Source organism: Deltaproteobacteria bacterium, from assembly GCA_019308995.1.
GTDB lineage: Bacteria > Desulfobacterota > Desulfarculia > Adiutricales > JAFDHD01 > JAFDHD01.
In genome coordinates this window covers 1-19,972 of sequence record JAFDHD010000069.1, presented here as the reverse complement: position 1 = coordinate 19,972, position 19,972 = coordinate 1, and the positions used below count along the sequence as shown (strand labels likewise).

Annotated in this window: 15 protein-coding genes and 1 pseudogene; 9 read left to right on the top strand and 7 right to left on the bottom strand. The window is 53.4% G+C overall.

The annotated features are described in order from the left end of the window. Nucleotides 1-229: 229 nt before the first annotated feature. The 4 genes and pseudogenes from JRI95_11535 to rpsU all read left to right on the top strand — a co-directional run bounded on the left by JRI95_11535 (nucleotide 230) and on the right by rpsU (nucleotide 5,124). Nucleotides 230-1,453 (top strand): iron-containing alcohol dehydrogenase, encoded by a 1,224-nt coding sequence (locus JRI95_11535; GenBank protein ID MBW2062176.1) that lies wholly within the window; start codon nucleotides 230-232, stop codon nucleotides 1,451-1,453. Nucleotides 1,454-2,181: 728 nt separating this feature from the next. Further along, nucleotides 2,182-3,547, top strand: a pseudogene (locus JRI95_11530) (IS66 family transposase). 760 nt (nucleotides 3,548-4,307) lie between these two features. Then, entirely contained in the window at nucleotides 4,308-4,811 is a 504-nt protein-coding gene (gene rfaE2 / locus JRI95_11525; GenBank protein MBW2062175.1) for a D-glycero-beta-D-manno-heptose 1-phosphate adenylyltransferase, read from the top strand. A gap of 106 nt (nucleotides 4,812-4,917) precedes the next feature. Then, complete coding sequence (gene rpsU, locus JRI95_11520; GenBank protein MBW2062174.1) at nucleotides 4,918-5,124, top strand: 30S ribosomal protein S21; 207 nt, start codon at nucleotides 4,918-4,920, stop codon at nucleotides 5,122-5,124. Nucleotides 5,125-5,235: 111 nt separating this feature from the next. Here rpsU and JRI95_11515 read toward each other — a convergent pair whose 3' ends face one another. The 3 genes from JRI95_11515 to JRI95_11505 all read right to left on the bottom strand — a co-directional run bounded on the left by JRI95_11515 (nucleotide 5,236) and on the right by JRI95_11505 (nucleotide 8,290). Continuing rightward, a complete protein-coding gene (locus JRI95_11515; GenBank protein ID MBW2062173.1) occupies nucleotides 5,236-6,222 on the bottom strand; it encodes a glycosyltransferase family 9 protein in 987 nt (328 codons plus the stop codon). Continuing rightward, nucleotides 6,197-6,658 carry a dTDP-4-dehydrorhamnose 3,5-epimerase family protein gene (locus JRI95_11510; protein MBW2062172.1) on the bottom strand — a complete coding sequence of 154 codons (462 nt, stop codon included), beginning with the start codon at nucleotides 6,656-6,658 and terminating at the stop codon, nucleotides 6,197-6,199. The genes JRI95_11515 and JRI95_11510 overlap by 26 nt, the downstream gene beginning before the upstream one ends. Before the next feature lie 135 nt (nucleotides 6,659-6,793). Further along, entirely contained in the window at nucleotides 6,794-8,290 is a 1,497-nt protein-coding gene (locus JRI95_11505; GenBank protein ID MBW2062171.1) for a leucyl aminopeptidase, read from the bottom strand. Nucleotides 8,291-8,680: 390 nt separating this feature from the next. Here JRI95_11505 and JRI95_11500 point away from each other — a divergent pair, with 390 nt between their 5' ends. The 4 genes from JRI95_11500 to JRI95_11485 all read left to right on the top strand — a co-directional run bounded on the left by JRI95_11500 (nucleotide 8,681) and on the right by JRI95_11485 (nucleotide 12,782). Then, nucleotides 8,681-10,048, top strand: a complete 1,368-nt coding sequence (locus JRI95_11500) for a TrpB-like pyridoxal phosphate-dependent enzyme (protein MBW2062170.1) — start codon at nucleotides 8,681-8,683, stop codon at nucleotides 10,046-10,048. 13 nt (nucleotides 10,049-10,061) lie between these two features. Then, entirely contained in the window at nucleotides 10,062-10,334 is a 273-nt protein-coding gene (locus tag JRI95_11495) for a hypothetical protein (GenBank protein ID MBW2062169.1), read from the top strand. Between the two features lie 184 nt (nucleotides 10,335-10,518). Next, nucleotides 10,519-11,529, top strand: coding sequence for a molybdopterin-guanine dinucleotide biosynthesis protein MobB (locus JRI95_11490; protein MBW2062168.1), 1,011 nt, complete (start codon nucleotides 10,519-10,521; stop codon nucleotides 11,527-11,529). A 35-nt stretch (nucleotides 11,530-11,564) separates the two neighbouring features. Next, nucleotides 11,565-12,782 (top strand): molybdopterin molybdotransferase MoeA, encoded by a 1,218-nt coding sequence (locus JRI95_11485; GenBank protein ID MBW2062167.1) that lies wholly within the window; start codon nucleotides 11,565-11,567, stop codon nucleotides 12,780-12,782. Between the two features lie 11 nt (nucleotides 12,783-12,793). Here the strand turns inward: JRI95_11485 and JRI95_11480 are convergent, their stop codons facing one another. The 4 genes from JRI95_11480 to JRI95_11465 form a co-directional block, all read right to left on the bottom strand. After that, nucleotides 12,794-13,555, bottom strand: coding sequence for a YdcF family protein (locus tag JRI95_11480; GenBank protein MBW2062166.1), 762 nt, complete (start codon nucleotides 13,553-13,555; stop codon nucleotides 12,794-12,796). A gap of 80 nt (nucleotides 13,556-13,635) precedes the next feature. After that, complete coding sequence (gene mobB / locus JRI95_11475) at nucleotides 13,636-14,142, bottom strand: molybdopterin-guanine dinucleotide biosynthesis protein B (GenBank protein MBW2062165.1); 507 nt, start codon at nucleotides 14,140-14,142, stop codon at nucleotides 13,636-13,638. Beyond that, on the bottom strand, nucleotides 14,139-16,097 hold the full coding sequence (locus tag JRI95_11470; GenBank protein MBW2062164.1) for a molybdopterin biosynthesis protein: 1,959 nt from the start codon (nucleotides 16,095-16,097) through the stop codon (nucleotides 14,139-14,141). The genes mobB and JRI95_11470 overlap by 4 nt, the downstream gene beginning before the upstream one ends. 16 nt (nucleotides 16,098-16,113) lie before the next feature. Then, nucleotides 16,114-17,355, bottom strand: coding sequence for a molybdopterin molybdotransferase MoeA (locus JRI95_11465; GenBank protein ID MBW2062163.1), 1,242 nt, complete (start codon nucleotides 17,353-17,355; stop codon nucleotides 16,114-16,116). Between the two features lie 134 nt (nucleotides 17,356-17,489). Here JRI95_11465 and JRI95_11460 point away from each other — a divergent pair. Further along, nucleotides 17,490-19,972, top strand: a 2,483-nt coding sequence (locus JRI95_11460) for a phosphoribosylformylglycinamidine synthase subunit PurS (protein ID MBW2062162.1), incomplete at its 3' end; no start/stop codon positions are given.

Genomic DNA, 19,972 nt, shown 5'->3' with positions numbered 1-19,972 from the left:
CCAGCGTGGCCCTATCCTCACATGGTGCAATTGAATGATAAACAGAAACCAAAAAAAAGCAACCGGACATTTAATGTGCTATGAACACCGGACATTTTAATTTGCTATTGACAGGCCGGAAGTTAAAAATTGCGGCAACAGACGGATTATGGTAACATCCATGAACAGCTTTTAGATTGAGGGAAAGTCCTGAACTTAAATTCCACAATTACAAAAACGGAGATTACATATGGCATACCGCACATTTATTGTACCGCGACACATCTATTCCGGGCCTGGGGCCCTCGAAAACCTGTCCACGGTATCGGGCCGGCGTGCGTTCATAGTTACGGATGCCATTATCCGCAAGCTCGGGATAGTGGCGCAGGTCGAGAAGATTCTGCACGCCAATGACATCGAAACGCAGGTTTTCGACGAGGTCGAAGCCGAACCGTCAAAGGAAACAGCCTGGAAGGTGTTTGCCTTATTGCAGGGTTTCAACCCGGACATCATCGTCGGTCTGGGCGGCGGCTCTGCCATGGATGTTGGCAAGGTGGCCTGGGTCCTCTATGAGCATCCAGACCTGGCCGACCTGCCGTTTGCTCAGTTCGGACAAGAGTTTGGCAGCCGCGTGCTGCGAAAAAAGGCCCACTACATTGCAATTACTACCAGCGCCGGGACCGGTTCAGAGGTAACCCACGCCGCGGTGGTCATTGACCGGGATGTTGATCCGCCCTACAAAGCCGCGCTCAATTCTGAGCACATAATACCCGATGTGGCCATTGTAGACCCGGAGTTGACCGTGTCGATGCCTTCGGAAGTGACGGCCAACACAGGCTTTGACGCCCTGATTCACGCCATAGAATGCTACGTGCTCATTGAGCCATCGGATATAGTTGATTCCTTGGCCTTGTGGTCGGCAAAGACTATATGGGAATGGCTGCCCAGAGCGGTGGAAAACGGCCAGAACTTAGAGGCCCGTGACAAGATGCACAACGCGTCCCTTCAGGCCGGAATGGCGTTCAGCAACGGGCGGCTGGGTGCGGTCCACGCACCGGCCCACGATATCGGGGCAAAATTTCATATTCCGCACGGCCGGGCTAATGCGTTTATGCTCTGCCCGGTGTTTGCCTGGCTTTACCCTACCCGCAAAAAACGCTTCGGCAACCTGGCGGCGTTTCTCGGTTTCACCGGAAGAGGCAACCGGGGTAAGACCGAGAATCTGTTAGCCGGGCTGGATCGGCTGAAACAGGCGGTTGGCATTCCGCTTGCCATCAAGGATGCAGGCATTGACAGCGATTTTTTTCATGCTGAACTGGATCCAATAGTTGATTCTTACATGGAGAGGTTCGGCCGCGGCATAGCCCAGCTTCCTCTTAAAGGGCAGCGAAATATAGGACTGCCAGCCAGTGCGGAGGAAACAAAGCGGCTCTACATTCATGCTTGGAACGGCACAAGGGCGGATTTAAAATAGGGCCGGGCAAGTCGGCGGTGGGGGTCATGATCTGCCGCAGCGTAATGGATTCTCCCCGTGAGATGCCTTTTAACAAGGAGCCGCAAGCCTCTCGACTTAGAATATAGGAATAAGCAAATTACAGACATCATCCTTCAATATCATGTCTAAAAAAAAGTCAGAGAGCCTCACTTCGGCGGGTGGCCCCGACAACTCGGTTGTCGGGGTGCGTCAGCACAAGAGGTCTGCTTCAGGCGTTCATCCAATCGCCGCTTAAACCGATTTCCCATCTTTATCATACCGGGCCGAGGTGTCAACCATTTGTAGGTCAGGGTGCGAAGCTCCCTGACAGAATATAGGAATAAGCAAATTACAGACACCATCCGAAACCCTAAAAGCCACCCGAAGGCAGGGATGTTTGTAATCAATTATGCCGGACTTATTCATTTGCCAGACACGCACGGCGTTCTGGGTCACCCGCGGTTTATGCTTTGTTTGAAAAAAGCTTCTTTAATTTCTTGCCAGGTTATTTCTTCAATTTTCTTAGGTAGGATAATTAAGCGATTTTCGTCAACCCATTTATTCCAATGTTTCGAAATTGCGTACCTAGCTGACGCGTATTTATTCAGGGGGTAAGTTTGCATGGTTAAGCGCTTGAAATAATTAAACTTTTATAAAGTAACGTAACTTATTAAAATAATTTAAAAAAAATCTAGATTTTTTATAAAAAATCTGCTACGCTTCTCAATATGGAAGTGAAGAGACCTTTTTCAGAAGCCAATTGGCTGGCCACACCGGAACCGGTTAAACGATTCATTGAGCAAACTATCAGGCAGTATGAGGAGCATATCCAACAACTGAATAAGCGAATCGAACAATTAGAAGCCCGGCTGGACCAGAATTCACAAAACTCAAACAAGCCTCCCTCAAGCGATAGTCCATTTACGAAACCGAAAAAGGAACTTCAAAAAGGCAAGCGAAAAAAGGGGGCCAGGAAAGGTCGGAGGGGGTATAAGCAGGAACTGTTAGAGCCGACAGAGGTCATCCCACTTAAACCTGAAGTCTGTCGTTGCGGGAACACCTATTTCTCTTCGAACCAGTTAGAGCCGTTTTATACCCATCAGGTCATCGAGCTTCCTGAGATTAAAATGGACGTTATTCACTATGTATTACATAAGACTAACTGCCCCAAGTGCGGCCAAGTAGTGAAAGCCGCACTGCCTCAATCTTGCCGGGCTGGATACGGGCCACGGTTTCATGCACTTGTGGCTGAGATGAGTGGTGTTATGGGAGCCAGTCGGGAGACCGTCCAAGGATTCATAAAATCCGTCCTGAACATTCCCCTTTCCGTGGGAGCGATTCAAAGGGTAATCGACCGGTCATCAGAGGCAATAAAGCCCATATATGATGAACTCGGCCATCAAGCCAGGAAGAGCAAGATCAATCATGTGGATGAGACCGCCTGGTTTATGGGCGGTAAACTCATCTGGTTATGGACCATGGTCAATGCAAAGGTGGCCTATTTCATGGTTCATCCCCACCGATCCAAGGAAGCATTTTTAAAGTTAATCCAAGATTGGGCGGGCATCTTGGTCAGCGATAATTACAGGGCTTACACCTGGTGGGATCACCCCAGGCAGACATGCCTGGCCCATTATATCCGGAGAGCCAAGGGCTTGGCTGAAAGAAAGGATGAGTCCATTAATATCTTTGGCCAACGGGTCTTAACCGAACTTCGCATGCTTTGTCATTGGGCCAAGGCTCCCCCGACCTTGGATGAGGAACTCGCATTCTATAAAAGGTTTACAGACCTTGTGTTCGAACCTCTGGACCGCAAGGACGACGCAGGAAAGTTTGCCCGTCTCCTGTTTAAGGAAATCTATTCTCTCGGCGTCTTCCTGGATGAAAAGGATGTTGAACCGACTAACAACCGAGCCGAACGCGCCTTACGGTTTGGAGTCCTTTGGCGTAAGCGAAGCAAGGGAACTCAAAGTGAAAAAGGCAATCGGTGGGTGGAGAGAATTCTATCTGGCCACTTTCCCCATCTTGGTGGAGGCCATCGGTTCTTTTTTCAAAGATCAAAAACCAAATCTAAAATGGGTGGCTCAAGAATAGATTATCTCAAAACCCCCTGAACGTGTACAAATATATTTCAACATATTCCTCGGAAGGAGGTAGTCACCATGAGCAACATATTGAGGTGGTTGCCTGACCAGAGATAAGACGGATCCGGCTAACGTATTTTGAGGCCCCGTGGATGGGATTCGTTGAGTTGAACGAGTAGGAAGTTAATGCGAAGACTTACAGAGTATGAGTCTAGATAGTACCCGAGCTGCAAAGTCTAGCCGATTATTCTGGGGCAAGCTCCGATGTCGCAACTCCCTTTGTTAGGTGCAACTCCTAAAAAGGCTCTGGTCTTAAATCAAAGGGCCTCTGCGAAGCAAGACATCGGCTCGGGAGGTGTCGCGCTTCGTTTTAATTAGGCCTCCCTGATACAATGAAAAGTAAAAATTTATCTTAATCAGAGGTTCACCTTCTTTCTAAGGTTCGTTTAATCTAACTTTTATTACTCCAACCAGTATTGAAATCGCTCTTCAGTAGATAGAAGCTATAAATGATCAGGTCTGTATTCCAAATCCAGGTCAATCTACTAATTTTCATTTTTGCAAATCATGGAAAATGGTTGCATATAGGTTGCAAATAATGGAAAAATAAAGGCGACCTCATTTAAGGCCGCCTCAATAATTTCAATAAGTTATAAGTCTTAAGCGAACGGCGGGTTTGATAATATTCACCAGCGTCTATTGAATCTGCTATAGTTGAGGCCTGGGTGAGGGGTACAGTTCTGAACGATTGCTTAGACGAGGTTATTTAAATGCTCAACCACCGCGATAAAATCATGACCTGGAGGCAGGCTAAGGCACGGGTGGCAGCCTGTCAGGAGGCCGAACAGAAGGTCGTCTTTACCAACGGCTGCTTCGATTTCCTTCACCTGGGCCATCTGCGCTACCTGACTGATGCCCGAAACTTAGGGGATTTTCTAGTTATCGGTCTTAACTCCGACCGCTCCACCCGGGAGATCAAGGGTCCGACCAGGCCGATCATGCCTGAAGATCAGCGGGCTGAAATTCTGGCCGGGCTGAACGTTGTGGATGCGGTGGTTATCTTTGATGAGCCTGACCCCCTTGAACTCATTACCTTCCTCCTGCCGGACGTTCTGGTTAAGGGCGGGGACTGGCCTTTGGATAAAATCATCGGCCGGGAGGTAGTGGAACAAAACGGCGGGACCGTCTTGACCATCCCGCTTACGCCGGAAGTATCCACCTCGGCCATCATCAACCGCATCCTGGAACTCAACCGCGCTGACTCAAAGGAATAAAAAAAATCATCCTTGACATTGATAGCCAATTAAGCTACGTTCGCACCTTGTTCGTTATTTTATTAATGATTGGCAGGTGATACTTACTGTGAAGGCTAAGTCCGGCATTCAGATTGTCGTCAAGGACAATGATATTGAGCACGCCTTGAAGGCTCTGAAGCGCAAGATCGCTCGAGACGGGCTGCTCAAACAGCTCAAAACCAAAAGAGCTTACGAGAAACCCAGCGAAAAGCGCAAGCGCAAGGAGCGGGAATCGCTGCGACGTATTCGCAAGGCCATGGCCAGAAGAAACAGAAGAGCCGCCAGGTACTAGTAATTTAAACTCAAAAACACCATTCGTTTTTAAGGCCCTGCATCTCAGGGCCTTTTTTAAAGCCTGTTACACCTGATATCCCAGTCCGGCCTTAATACCGACGTAGAAATTCTAGTAAATTTTTTGCAGCGCCTGAAGGATCTGACGCGAGTTCAACCAATCCCAGATAGCACGCGGGTCCGGTTTCATAGGGGGGGAGAGAACTTCGACTTTTGGCCCCCTCGGGGCCCAACAGGCCGGATCGGTGGGACCGAATATAGCCACTGTTGGCAGGCCCAGTTTCGCAGACAGGTGGGTCACGCCGCTGTCATGCCCAATATAGCCCCGGCTGAGACTCAGCAAGGCTGCCAGGAAGGGAAGCGGCAGATCCTGAGCCAGAAAGGTTTTTTGAGGCCCCAATTTTCTTTCAATGATCTCACCAAACCCCGCTTCAGCCGGGCCGAGCACAAAAAGGCTATCAAAGCCAAGCCTCTTATGAAGCTCCCCGGCCAGTTCAATCCACTGATCAAGGTTCCAGTTCTTTTTAATCCCGCCACTCCCGGGATGAAGGGCCAGCCAGGAGCGGTGGTCGAGTCGCTTACTCTCAAGAAAGGCCGCAGCCCGGTCCAATGCTTCTAATGTCGGCCTGATGGAAACCGGTTCAGGAAAAGGCTCAACACCCGACGCTGCAAACATATGGTCAGTTACATGTGTCTTACTTCCTAAAGGGGCACGGGATGGAACAGCCAGGACGAATTTCAGCCCTAGTTTTTTTAACCCGCATAAAGCCGGGTCAGAGCTGGCTTTAGTCAGAACGATGGCCCCCTTGTGGGAGAGCAGCCGCCGGGATAGGCGTGCCGGAATTCGAGGCGGGTCCTGGTAGAGGCCGGCCCACTCAGCCTGGTCATGGTCCATGATCAAGGAAACAAACGGCTGGCTGGCCAGGAGCTCAAGAATGGTGCGTCTTCCGACGAGGGTCAGGGATTGGACGCCAAAGTGGACTGGCAGGGCCGCCAGAAAAGGTAAGGTCAGGAGAACGTCACCCAGGGCGCCCCGGAGCAGGACAAGTAACTTCTCTTCATCTTCAGGCGGGTTAGCCGTCTCGGGCCGACCAGTCATAGGGAATGTCGTTCTCATGCGGGTCGAGGCGGACCTCGTCCGGATTTTCGTAGTTGTAAACCATGGTCGGAACATTGATTATGTAAGCTTCCGTCTCGCTTATACACTTCCAGCCATGATGGAGACCCGGCGGAATCTTCACCAGAAGGGGATTATGCTCACCCATGAAGAACTCGTTGATCATGCCGTGTGTCGGAGAATCCTCGCGAGGGTCGTGAATGACCAGTTTGATCATGCCGCGCACGCAGGCAACATTATCATGCTGCAGCCGGTGCATATGCCAGGCCTTGACCACTCCAGGATAGGTGGTCGAAAGATAGACCTGCCCGAACTTTTCAAAAACAGGATCATCCGCTCTCAGCATCTCCATGAGCCGACCGCGTTCATCCGGGATGACCCTGAGTTCCATCGTTTCGATCCCATCAATGAACTCCATTTTCATGTCCTTTCACTAGTGATTATAATTTCAGGCCAAAGGATGAAAAATTTGACCTGCCTCTTTGGTGCGCCTGATAACGGGTTGAATATGCCTTTTTCAATTGACCTGGAATAAACTCTCACCCGCTCGGTCTCATTCTTGTGAATACAGATAGTGAAGCACCAGGTTGACGCCAAAGCCCGTGCCGCCGATCCTGGTGTCAGGTCCGCCTTTTTCCGTTCGGGCCGTTCCGGCGATGTCCAGGTGAGCCCAGGGGATCTCTGACACGAACTGTTTCAAAAAGAGACCGCCGATAATGGCTCCAGCCGCCCTGCCGCCCGCATTATTAAAATCCGCAACCTCGCTCTTCAGAAACTCAAAGTAAGGGTCATAAAGAGGCAGTTCCCAGACGCGATCCCCGCTTTTCTCCCCGGCCTCTTTGAGCCTCTGAACCAGCTCCGCGTCCGTGCCCATGAGAGCGGCGATCTTATCCCCCAGGGCCACGAGGCAGGCCCCGGTCAGGGTGGCCAGATCAATGATGGCGCAAGGATTATATTCGTGAGCCAGAGTCAAGGCATCGGCCAGGACCATCCGGCCCTCGGCGTCGGTGTTCGTTATTTCCACGTTCAATCCTGACATGGAGGTGATAACGTCGCCCGGGCGACAGGATTTACCAGAAGGCATGTTCTCCGCTGCCGGCACAATACCGACCAGGTTAACCTTGAGTTTCAGAGAGGCTGCCGCGGCCAGCACGGCCAGGACCGCCGCGCCTCCGGCCATGTCAGTCTTCATGTTCTTGAGGCCGTCGGCTGGTTTGAGGTTGATCCCGCCGCTGTCAAAGGTAATGGCCTTGCCTAACAGGGCCAGGGGTTTTATCCGGCGCCCGGTCCCGTGGTATTCGAGGATAATGATCCGGCCAGGGGATTCGCTGCCTTGAGTCACTGAGAGAAATGCTCCCATCTTGCGGCGTTTGGCTTCTGCCAGGCCAAGGACCTTGATCTTAAGCCCCTGGCTGCGGGCCAGTGCCTTGGCTTCCCTGGCCAGGTCATCCGGTTTGAGCAGGTTGGAAGGGCGATTGACCAGGTCCCGGGCGTAGCATATGGCCTTGGCAGAAGCCTCTGCCTTTTTCAAGGCGGTATTAAACTTGCCCGTCTCGATTTTCTCTGCAGAAACGAGAGTCATGTGCCTCAGAAGCCCGGCCTTGTCCTTATCCCTGGTTTTAAGTTCGTCATAACGATAAAGACCGAGGCGCACGCCCAGGGCCGTTACCTCGGCCAGCTCTTCCGGATTTTTTAGGTTTTCCCATTTTGGAGGCAGAAGCATGGCTGCTTCCTGGAGGTTGAAGTCACGCGCGGCCTGGGCAGCCTTGGCCGCGGCAGACCGCAGTTTTTCCGGTCCATGCTCCTTTTCAGGGCCAAGACCGACCAGGATGAGCCGCTCCGGGCCTCGCTTAATCTCCTGGAACAGTCCGAGAACGGAGAGGTGGTCGCCCGTGAAGTCTTTGGTCTTAAGGCGCGGGCTGATCAAATGCTTGAGCCCGGCCAGCTCGGGCCGCCTCCTAAGTCCGGGTTTGTCATCGGAAAAGAGAAAAACAATCAAAGCCGGCGTTTTTACACCGACTGGATCAATGATCTTATAATTTATTTTCATATTGTTCATTTCCTCAAAATAAAACAGAAAAGAAGTTTGATCTTGAACGCGTCCATGGACTCAATCAAAAAAATCAACCGTTGCAATCAGCAGGTCGTCCTTGGATAGACGAAACTGTCCGGGATGTTGCTAAAGCTTAATTGGAGACATTAATACTTTCAAATTATCCTGGCAAGGTCTTTGTGAGCCTAGTTTTATGGGGTACAGATCACTCGAACGACTTTAATTTCATTAAAGTTATGCAGTATTATATATTTTTTCTCCTTGTCAAAAAATAATAAAGTGTGTTAGAGGTAATCGTTGGGTTTTGAGGGCTTAAATTATATATCGCCCTTTCGCCTCAATCATCTTTTTCAAAATTTCATGTTTTAAAAAACGCAGGAGGTTCCTATGGCCAGAAAGACAATTTTACCCGAGGATCAGATTCCGCGACAGTGGTATAACATTACCCCTGATCTGCCGCATGGATTGCAGCCGCCTCTCCACCCGGGTACCTTGCAGCCGCCAGGGCCAGATGACCTGGCCCCGATTTTCCCCATGCCTTTGATCGAGCAGGAGGTCAGTCAGGAACGCTGGATTGATATCCCTGAACCCGTTCTGGATGTTTACCGGATCTGGCGACCCACACCTCTTGTCAGGGCCGTAAGCTTTGAAAAATTCCTGGATGCTCCGGTTAAGATTTATTACAAGAACGAGGGCTACTCGCCTCCAGGCAGTCACAAACCCAACACCGCTGTAGCCCAGGCTTACTTTAATAAAGAATTTGGCATCAAACGTCTTTGCACCGAAACGGGCGCTGGACAGTGGGGAAGCGCTTTGGCCTTTGCCTGCTCCTTTTTTGATCTGGAATGCAAGGTCTTCATGGTCAGAATCAGCTATGATCAGAAGCCGTATCGCCGGTTAATGATGATGACCTGGGGCGCCACTTGTGTAGCCAGCCCAACCGACACTACCGACGCCGGCCGCAAGATACTGGAGACGAACCCCGACTCGCCGGGCTCCCTGGGTCTCGCCATCAGTGAAGCCGTGGAAACGGCCGTCACCAGCAAGGATATCCCCACTCGTTACTGCCTGGGCAGCGTGCTCAATCACGTCCTGCTTCACCAGACCGTCGTTGGACAGGAGGCCAAAAAACAGATGGAGATGGTAGGCGATTACCCGGACGTGGTCATTGGTTGCGCCGGTGGAGGCTCCAACTTTGCAGGCCTGTCCTTTCCGTTCGCTCAGGACAAAATTAACGGCAAGGAGGTTCAGATCATCGCGGCTGAGCCCACTTCCTGCCCGACCATGACCCGCGGGCCTTTTGCTTACGACCTTGGTGACGTGGCAGGCATGACCCCTCTGCTGGCTATGTTCACCCTGGGACACGACTTTGTGCCTCCGCCGATCCACGCCGGCGGCCTGCGGTATCACGGCATGGCCCCGCTGATCAGCCAGTTGATTCGAGACGGAATAATTGAACCCCGGGCCTACCACAATCTTGAAACCTTTGAAGCCGGTTTGGATTGGGCTAAGACTGAAGGCTACATCAGCGCCCCGGAAACCAACCACGCCTTGGCCGCGGTCATCGAGGTGGCGAAAGAGGCCAAGGAGGAAGGTAAGGAGAAGACCATCCTGGTCAACTGGAGCGGCCACGGCCTTCTCGACCTGGCGGCCTATGAGGATTACCTCGCTGGCAAGCTGACCGACTTCGCTCTGCCAGAAGAGGAGATTAAAAGGGCTTTAAAGGCCATCGAAGGCCTGCCCAAGCCCCAGTAGTCAGAGAGCTTGATTGTTAGACGTAAAAACAGCCTTTGATGAACTGGAAACCCGCTGCCCGCAGTTAGGCGGGCCGGTGCCTTTTGACTACTGTCGAAAGGTGGCTGAAGGTTTGCCTTGTTCACGCGCCTTAATCTGCTGGGAGCTGCATTTCCCGGTCGGCCAGTATCTGAGGCGCATCCTGACCGAGGAGGAATGGAAGAAGGCCTTTGAAACGCCCTCTTTGTCACGTCTGGAGAGGATCCTTAGTGCTGCGGATCGGTTTCGGGACCAGGGCGGCGGCTGAGATAAAATAAAGATAACTTAAGATCATGCGCCTGGGTCTGGATGGACCCGGGCGTTCCTTTTTAAAACGGCCTGAGTTTCTTTCCCCGCGATCCAATTTGATTACAGGGTCTGGGTGTTATAAGATTAAATTAACGACGCTCGATTGATGCAGCCTTTGTTGAAAAGTTAAGGTGGAGATAAAAATGAAGATAAAATCGAAGTTCTGGTTAGAAAATGACGCTGGCCGGGTGGTTCTTGACGAAGGCCGCCTGAAAATCCTGGAGCTCATCAATGAACTGGGTTCGATCCCGGCCGCGGCCGAGGCCATGAACATGTCCCCCCGCCGTCTTCGGGCGCAGGTTACGGCCATGGAGAGAAAACTCAAAGGCAAACTCGTGGCCACATCCGCTGGACCGAAAAAGACCAAAAGCAGCCGTTTGACACATAAGGCAAAAAAATTAATACAGGATTTTAAAAACCTCGATCAGGAAGGCCTCGATCATGCTCGTGAGCTTTTTAAAAAAATCTTTCAGGGCTCCTCCAGCCCTGGCTTTCCGGCAGTCCCGGTTGTGGTTGTGGTTGGCCCGGCCGGTAGCGGTAAAACCAGCTTGATGAAAGGGCTGATCAAGGAATGGACCGGGCGGGGCCGTCGGGTGGCTGTAATAAAGCGCATTGATGATTCCGGGAAGCTGCCATCAGAGGTCAGGCAGTTTTTTAAGGCAGGAGTTAAGGGGTTCATCCTTTCCGGACCAAACGGGTTCCGGATTGAGATACCGGAGGAGGCGGAGCTTCAGCCGGAAATCATTGCCGCCAATTATGTCTCCGGGATTGACCTGGCTCTGGTCGAGAGCCGTGAGTCTCTCAACCTGCCCAGTATTGAAGTCTTTCGGCTGGATAAGCAGAAAATCCCTTTAACCAGAAAGCGGAAGAATCTCCTGGTCGTGACCGGCGACAGGCCGCGGGGGAGCAAAGATTGGCCGTATATAAAAATGGATGATCTCACTGGAATCGTGGACCTCATCGAGAAGGCCGTCATCAGGAAGGCAGAGGGCTATCACCAGACAGAGCTTCTGGTAGACGGCCGGCGAGTGCCCATGCTGTCATTTGTTGAGGTCATCATCGCAAATGCCGTCACCGGCATGGTGACATCGCTGAAGTCCTGCGAAAAGGCCGAGAATATTCAGCTCACCATTCACGTTCCTGAAGTTAAATAAGCCTTTTCATGAATTAATTGAGTCCAATGAAGAACATGATCAGCTTTCAAGAGGCCTTAACCCTCATCCTGGAAAATGCGCCTCTGGGAAAAATTGAACAAGTCAGCCTGTTTGAGGCGACCGGCCGGATTCTGGCTCAGGACGTGGTCTCGAGGGTGGACAGTCCTTTGCTTGATATCGCTCTTATGGATGGATACGCCGTCTTTTCCGAGGACGTGGCCTCTGCCCGGCCTGATCAAAAGGTTGGCTTAAGTCTGATCAGTTTTCAAGGCGCTGGCGACCTTCCCGGTCAGGCGCTCAAGCCGGGTACGGCTATTCGAGTTACCACCGGGGCCGCCATACCTCCTGGCGCTGAGGCGGTTCTGGCTCAGGAGTTCACCCGAAAGGAAGAGGGGCAGGTTTGGTGTTTCAATAACGCCGAACCGGGGCTAAATATCCTGCCCAAGGGAACGGATGTTAAGGCAGGTGAAATCATAGCCAAAGAAGGGGAGCGGCTTCACGCGGCCCTGGTCGGTCTCTTGGCCTGCGCCGGCCTGGATCGCGTTCGCGTCATAACCCGGCCCCGGGTAGCGGTTATCGCTACGGGTGATGAAGTGGCTGCCCCGGGCCGTTCTTTACGTCCGGGTCAGGTTTACGCCAGTAACATGGTGGAAACCATCGGCTGGCTCAAGGCCTTTGGCCTGCCAGAGGCAGCCTTTCGCATTGTGACCGATAAGGTTGATGAGATAAAAGCGGCCATCACAGAGACATGCTCAGAGGCAGACATCTTCATTACCAGCGGCGGGGCCTGGCAAAGCGAGCGGGACCTCATGATCGAGGTTCTTCAGGATTTGGGATGGCAGGGAATCTTTCGCCAGGTGCGCCTCAGACCGGGTAAGGCCGCCGCGTTCGGGTTACTGGAAAATCGCCCTTTTTTTATCCTGTCCGGCGGGCCGCCGTCCTATGAAATGGCCTTTCTCGAACTGGCTCTGCCTGGCATACTGGCCATGGCCGGGTGGCAGGGGCCTGTCTTCCCAACAGTAACGGCTCGCCTTGAGGAGCCTATTCGAGGTCAAAAAGACTGGACTCAGGCATTGCACGCCAAGGTGATCTTCCGGGACGGGACCTGGCGGGTCAGGCCTTATCAGACCGCCAGCCGCCTGTCATCCATGGCTCATAAAGACGGGATTATCCTGCTGCCCGAAGGCCAGGCCGAACTATCGGCCGGGGAAGAGATCGCAGTCCAGCTGGTTTCCTCACAGCCTCTCTCATGAGGCAGCACTTCCTAGATCTGTCCTCTGGCCTTCGCCCAGATCAAGCCCATATATTCATGAAAGGCCGTCCTGGCCTTGAGGATGCCTTCAGCGTTCGGAAAGTATTCCCCAAAATCCCTTCCTCTCGGGTCTTTTTTAACTAAATGGTCCGTTGGCGCCGGAATGGGCCGCAGGCCCGTCTTTTTAAAAAGCGCCATAGACCGAGGCATATGGCTGGCAGAGGTCACCAGAATAAGCCGGTCATTTTTAATTAGTTTTTTGATTAATCGGGCCTGATCCTCAGTGTCTCTAGAAAGAGGCTCCAGGACAATGTCTTCCCTGTCAACTCCCAGGGCCAAGGCAAGATCAGCCATAATCCTTGCTCCAGGCACCTGGCCGACAGCGCCTCCCTCAGACAGGATGAGTTTGGTGTCTGGCAGCAAGTTATGAAGCCTGATCGCTTCTGTGAGGCGGACGGTACAAGGCCTGTCAAGTTTTGCGGTAAAAGGGATTCTGGGATCATTTTTGTGACCCGCGCCCAGCACCACAATCCATTTAACATCAAAGTGTCTTTCCAGGCTTGTTAAAGGGGGATACCGGTATTCCAGAGGCGTAAGGAGCATATCTGCAAACGGAATGAAACTTAACCCGGCCAGCAGAATTACTCCCAGCAAGATGACTATTTTCCCGAGCGTTTTTCTCGGCGTAAACCAGAGCAGGATCAGGCCAAGAAGAAGCAGCTCCAGGCCAAGAAGGACAGGAAAGAAGAAATTGGATACGATTTTCTTAAACAAGAACATGGTTCCCTCGCTAAAGGCCGAAAGTTCTATAAAAAGCGACCAGAATGATGCTGGTCATGATGAACCACTGACCGTTACACGCGGAAATAATCTTTAAGAAAAGCGGCCAGCCCGGCTGTGTCACCCAGACCGAAGCGGGGAACGCCCAGGTCGAGCGGTGTGTCGCAAACAAAGGCAATCAGGTTGTCGTCACCCTGGCAGAGCGGTTCGGCATGGACTTCCGCTCGATGAATTTCTACCTTGGGGTTTCTTTCACGCTTGTATCCTTCAGTCAGGATGAGGTCCAAGCCTTTGAAGAAGACAACCAGTTCATCAAGGCCCAGATCGTGATCCGTGTCCCGAATCAGAGCCAGTTTGGTCGGTGAAGAAATGACGGTTATTCTGGCGCCAGCCTGCCGGTGCCGCCAGCTATCCTTGCCTGGGATATCTACATCGAATCCGTGGATGTCGTGCTTGATCGTGCCCACGGCCAGGGAAAGGCGGGAAAATTCTGGCAGCAGCTTTTCGATTAATGTCGTTTTACCTGAATTCGACCGGCCCACGATACAGACAACCGGAGGGAGAGGGGGTCTGTTTTTCATCTGTCCACCCCGTCCCAGGTCCAGAGGATTTCACCCGTTTGTTCCACCCCGTAGCCGCCCATGGCCAGAACCGCATTCTTGAATTCATCGGATCGGATAACTTCCAGCAGGATCTTGATCTTGCGGTCCTCCCAGAATTTTTCGGGGATAACCAGATCGTAGCGCTCGATCGTAACCGGGACAAAATCGAGCCCGAGGGCCCGGGCGGCCGCAAGAATACCCACCCCTGTATCGGCCCGACCGGAGAGCACATCCACAGCCACAGCCATGTGCGTAAACTCCTCCCTCTGATATCCGTTTATTTGGGCCGGATCAACGCCTAGCTGCTCGAGGTGGTAATCAAGGAGAATCCTGGTCCCTGAGCCTGGCTGACGGTTGACCAGAACCACATCTTTGCGCGTTAGATCATCAAAGCCTTTTATCTGTTTCGGGTTGCCTTTCGGGACAATAAAGCCTTGCTGGCGTGTGACCAGGTTGACCAGGCGCAAGGCCAGGCCGGTGAGATATTTTTTAAGATAGGAGATGTTATATTCGCCGGTGTCTGTATCGAGCAGATGAGTTCCTGCCAGGTGGCTGAAGCCTTTTTTAAGGGTCAGGAGGCCGCCCAGGCTGCCCACATTTCCAGAAGACAGGGTTATGGAGAAATCTCTTCGAGTAATGAAGTCAGCCAGGACATCCAGGGTGTTGTCATGACTGCCGATGATGACCAGGGTGCCTTCGACTTCTTCGAGGGGGCGCAAGAGTTCGGCTTCGACCTTCTCCTCAGTGCCAACCCCTTCGCTCTCAGCCGGGATACGGATGATGCCGTCGGCCCGAGTCAGGGTGGTGATGGAACCGGCCCCTCGAGGCAGCGGCACGGCCACGGTTTGCGCGCCGATGCGGCCCACCTTGACCCTTAAGAACTCTTCCAGACCCAGCCTGGAAGGGAAGGCCTGGGAAGGAGTGACCTCGATTCTAGGCCGCTGGGGAGTCATAATACTCAAGAGCCCGGCCAAAACCGGTTGGGCAAACTGTTCGAAGGAGATGACCGCCGAGACAGGGTAGCCCGGGTTGCCAATGACAGGCTTGTCCTTAATGGCCCCTAAGATGGTGGGCTTCCCAGGCATGATCGTCACCCCGTGCACCAGAACTTCACCCAGTTCGGCTATGGCCGCGGCGGTGTAATCTTCACTGCCTGCCGAAGACCCGGCATTGATGATCACCAAATCGCTCTTCCCCTCAACCGCCTCACGGAGCGCGGTCAGGATGTACTTATAATCGTCCGGAACGATGTCGTAAACTACCGGCTCCCCGCCGGCCCGCGCCACCAGGGCTTTGAGCATGACCGAATTAAATTCCACCATCTGGCCCGGTTCAGGCTCTTTCGTCAGCTTGCCGATGGCGATGAGTTCAGAACCGGTGGGGATGATGTGCACCTCGGGCCGCTTTTTTACCGCGACCTGCTGATGACCGGAGGCCGCGACCGCGCCAAGTTCGTATGGGCCTAACCGGGAGTTCTGCGGCAGGATCATTTCCGTGGCCACGATGTCCTCGCCCACCTTGCGTACATGCTGCCAGGGAAAGGCCGCGGCCTCAATCTGAACCTTGTTATCATCCAGGGCCTCGATGTCTTCAATCATGATGACCGCATTGGTTCCTTCAGGCAGCAGGTGGCCGGTATTGAGGTAGAAGGCCTGCTTGCCAACCTTGAGCCTTATGGGCTTATCCGCAGAGGCGCCGTAAGTATCCTCAGCCTTTACGGCGATCCCGTCCATGGCTGCGGCGTGAAAACCGGGGGAGGAAAATCGGGCGAAGATCGGACTGGCCGTGATCCGGTCCAGGGCCTGGTCAACAGGGATGGTCTCTGCTTGCAGGCGGGACCCAAGATCAAATCGGTTCAGAAATATCTTTCGCGCCTCTTCCAGGCTTTTCAGGTTCAGGTAAACGTGCCGTTTAAATTTTTGAGCAGGACTCATTTCATTGACTCCAGGGTTAAGTTTCAAACAACCGTACCTCCACCTCTGACCCTTTGTCCAGGCCTTCGACGTTCATCCCGATACGTATCAAGCCGTCGGCCTTGACCATGGTTGAGATGAGGCCCGACTTGCCCAGGACAGGATAGGCGATTTTTCTTCCTTCAGAATCTGTCTCAAGTCTAGCTCTGACGTAGTCCTCCCGTCCGTGCACCGAGGCGACATTGCGGGACAGGGTGGCCATAACGGTCTGTCCCAGGCTCTGCTGATTTTCTTCCTCCCCGGAAAGTCTGGCCAGAAGAGGTTTAAGAAAAAGGTCGAAAGTGATCATGGCGCTGACGGCATGCCCCGGAAGCCCCCACAGGCTTTGATTGCCTATCCGGGCTAGGATGGTCGGCTTTCCCGGGCTGACCGAAACGCCGTGCACCAGGATTTCGCTTCCTGAAAATGAGGTAAAGGCTTCCACCGTGAAATCGCGCACTCCGACCGAACTGCCGCCGGACAGGATGATCGTGTCCGCCTCTTCCAGTCCTTGCCTCACGGCCCGGCGAATCCGGTCGAGATCGTCCTTGATCAGACCGAGATACAGGGGCCGGGCGTAAGAGGCCTCGACTTGCGCCCCCAGAGAATAGGTGTTGATATCCCGAACCTGACCGGCCCCAGGTTGTGTCTTCACCGGAACGATTTCATCGCCGGTTGAAATGATCGCCACACAAGGAGGGCGGATGACCGGAACGCTTTCAAAACCCAAAGCAGCCAGGAGTCCCACGTCCTGCGGCCTGAGACGGCGGCCTCTCGGAAGTAAAAGTTCGCTTTTTTTCACATCCTCACCGGCGCGTATGACGTTGTCATAAGGCGCCGCGGCCCTGGCCAGTTCGACAGTCGTCTCATCCACCAAACGGGCGTACTCGATCATGATCACCGCGTCCGATCCTCGTGGCATCATGCCTCCGGTCCAGATGCGGGCCGCCTCTCCGGGACCTATCTTGAAATCAGGCTGACGCCCCATAAAAATCTCACCTATGATTGTAAACAAGGCAGGCAAGGCTTCAGTGGCTCCAAAGGTGTCCCGCGCCCGGACGGCGTATCCATCCATGGTCGAGCGATCAAACTGAGGCAGGTCCTCCTGGGCCGCCACGGCATCGGCCAGCACACGCGCCCTGGCTTGAGTCAGAGGGACTTCTTCGGCTTCGAGAGGATCGAAGCTGTTTATGATTGACAAGACCTCATCAACCGTTTTGACTTTGAAAAACTTTTTCATTGCTTTAAGTTACCAAAAGGTTTTGTTAGGGGAAACCTTTTTTCCACTATAGAACCATCTCCGAACTCAAAAAGCTTCCCTCTGCTTTCTGATTGACGGAGTCGTATTCAAGCTGTTAGACTTTGCCTCAAAAGATGGCGCATCGTCTCGAAATAGCTCTCAAGCCCGATTTGTTGGACCCGCAGGGTGAATCGCTGAAGAACAGGGCCAGGGATTATTTTAACCTGCCCGTTCAAAAGGTGCGCGTCATACAGGTCCTGACCATTGACGCGGACCTAACGCCAAGGCAGCTTGAAGCGGCTCGCCAGAGCATCTTTACCAATCCCGTCACCCAGGTTTCTTCATATCAGCCCTTAGCCCGTGAGTTTGATTTCGCCCTCTGGGTGGGTTTCCGCCCCGGGGTGCGGGACACGGCCGGGTCCACGGCTCAGGAGGCCCTGGAAGACTTCTTCCAGATCGCGCTTTCACCAAAAGAAGCGGTGTACACTTCTCAGCTTTACCTGGTGAACGGACCGGCTCTGAAAAAGGATAACGTTGAACTGATGACCCGGCAGCTCCTGGCAAATGAAATCATTCAAACCTGGAAGGTATTTACCAGAGAGGAGTGGGACCCGGAAGCAGGCATTGGCATTATCATCCCCAGGGTCATCCTGGCTCATGAGCCCACGGTAACCGAAATCTCGGTTACAAGTGACGCTGAACTGCTGCGCATCAGCGACGAACGCGACCTGGCCCTCAATCCGAACGACGTGCCCACCATCCGGGAGTATTTCTTAAGGCCCGAGGTCCTGGCCGCACGCAAGGAAGTCGGGTTGTCCCTGCCCACGGACGTCGAGTTGGAGTACATCGCCCAGGCCCGGAGCGACCATTGCAACCATAATACTTTCAACGGCCTGTTTCATTATCACGACCTGGCCACCGGTGAAAAGATCGAAGTGAATAATCTCTTCAAGACATATATCGAGGCGCCCACCAGGGAACTCGCCGCAAAAAAGCCCTGGGTGGCTTCGGTCCTGTGGGATAACGCCGGGGTGGGCCGATTCGATGAGAATCATTACTATACCATTACCGGCGAGACTCACAACAGCCCCTCCAATATGGAAGCTTACGGCGGGGCCATAACCGGGATCGTGGGCGTATACCGAGACCCTATGGGCACGGGATTAGGCTCGCGTATCATCTTGGGCACCTATGGCTACTGCGTCGGGCCAAGGGATTATGACGGACCTTTAACCCCTCACCTTCACCCCCGCAGGCTCCTGGACGGCGTCATCGAAGGGGTCAAGGACGGTGGCAACAAGAGCGGCATCCCCACTCCCTTTGGCGAAGTCTTTTTCCACCCAAGCTATATGGGCAAGTGTCTGGTCTTTGTTACGGCCGTGGGGTTGATGCCCGATCAGGTGAAAAATCAGCCCTCAGAGCAAAAGAAGACCAGCCCCGGGGACCTGATTATCATGTGCGGCGGCCTGGTGGGTAAAGACGGTATCCACGGCGTGACCGCCGCTTCAGAAGAATACAGCGAGCATACTCCAGCCGGACACGTCCAGATCGGTGACCCTTACACCCAGAAAAAGATGCATGACTTCCTCCTCGAGGCCCGGGACCAGGGGTTGATCGCATTCATCACCGATAACGGCGGCGGCGGGCTTTCTTCCTCTATCGGCGAGTCGGCCATGTATTCTAACGGGGCTGAGGTTGACCTGGACCGGGTTCCTCTGAAGTACGAGGGACTGGACCAGTGGGAGATCTGGGTCTCTGAATCCCAGGAGCGCATGACCGTGGCGGTCCGACCCGAGAATCTGGATCGTTTCATGGAGCTTTCGGATTTGCACGCTGTAAAGAGCACCGTCATCGGCCGTTACACCGGTACTGGCAGGCTTCACCTCAAATACAATGGGAAAACCTGTGCCTGCGTTGATCTGGCTTTACTTGAATCCGATTTTCCGCAGTGGGAGTTTGAGGCGGAGTGGTCTCCGCCTGAAAGGCGCGGCCTGGCTGAACCCGTGCTCAGCCCCTCCAAAGACCTGACCGGCCTGCTGACCGATATGCTGGCTCGACCAAATATATGCTCCAAGGAGTGGATCGCCCGTCAGTATGATCACGAGGTTCAGGGGGCGAGCGTCATCAAGCCTCTGGTCGGCGTATTCAGGGACACACCTTCTGACGCGGTTGTCTGTTCCCCGGTTCTGGGTTCAACCCGGGGCCTGGCCGTAGCACAGGCCATCAATCCGACTTATGCCGTTATTGACACTTTTCACATGGTTTCAGCCACTGTGGATGAGGCCGTGAGACGGCTTCTGGCCGTAGGAGCGAGCCTGGATCATATCGGCGGACTAGACAACTTCTGCTGGCCCCATATTCAGTTTGATCCCCAAACCAACCCGGATGGCAAGTATAAAGCCGCCCAGCTGGTCAGGGCCAACTGGGCCTTGCGCGAGGCCTGCCTGGCCTACTCCATCCCCCTGCTTTCAGGCAAGGACAGTATGTATGTGGACGGCAACCTGGCCGGACCCTATGGCGAAAAGCACAAGGTCTCCGGCCTGCCCACCCTTCAGTTTACCGCGACCGGTGTCATTGATGACGTCATGCGCTGCCAGACCATGGAATTCAAGGCCCC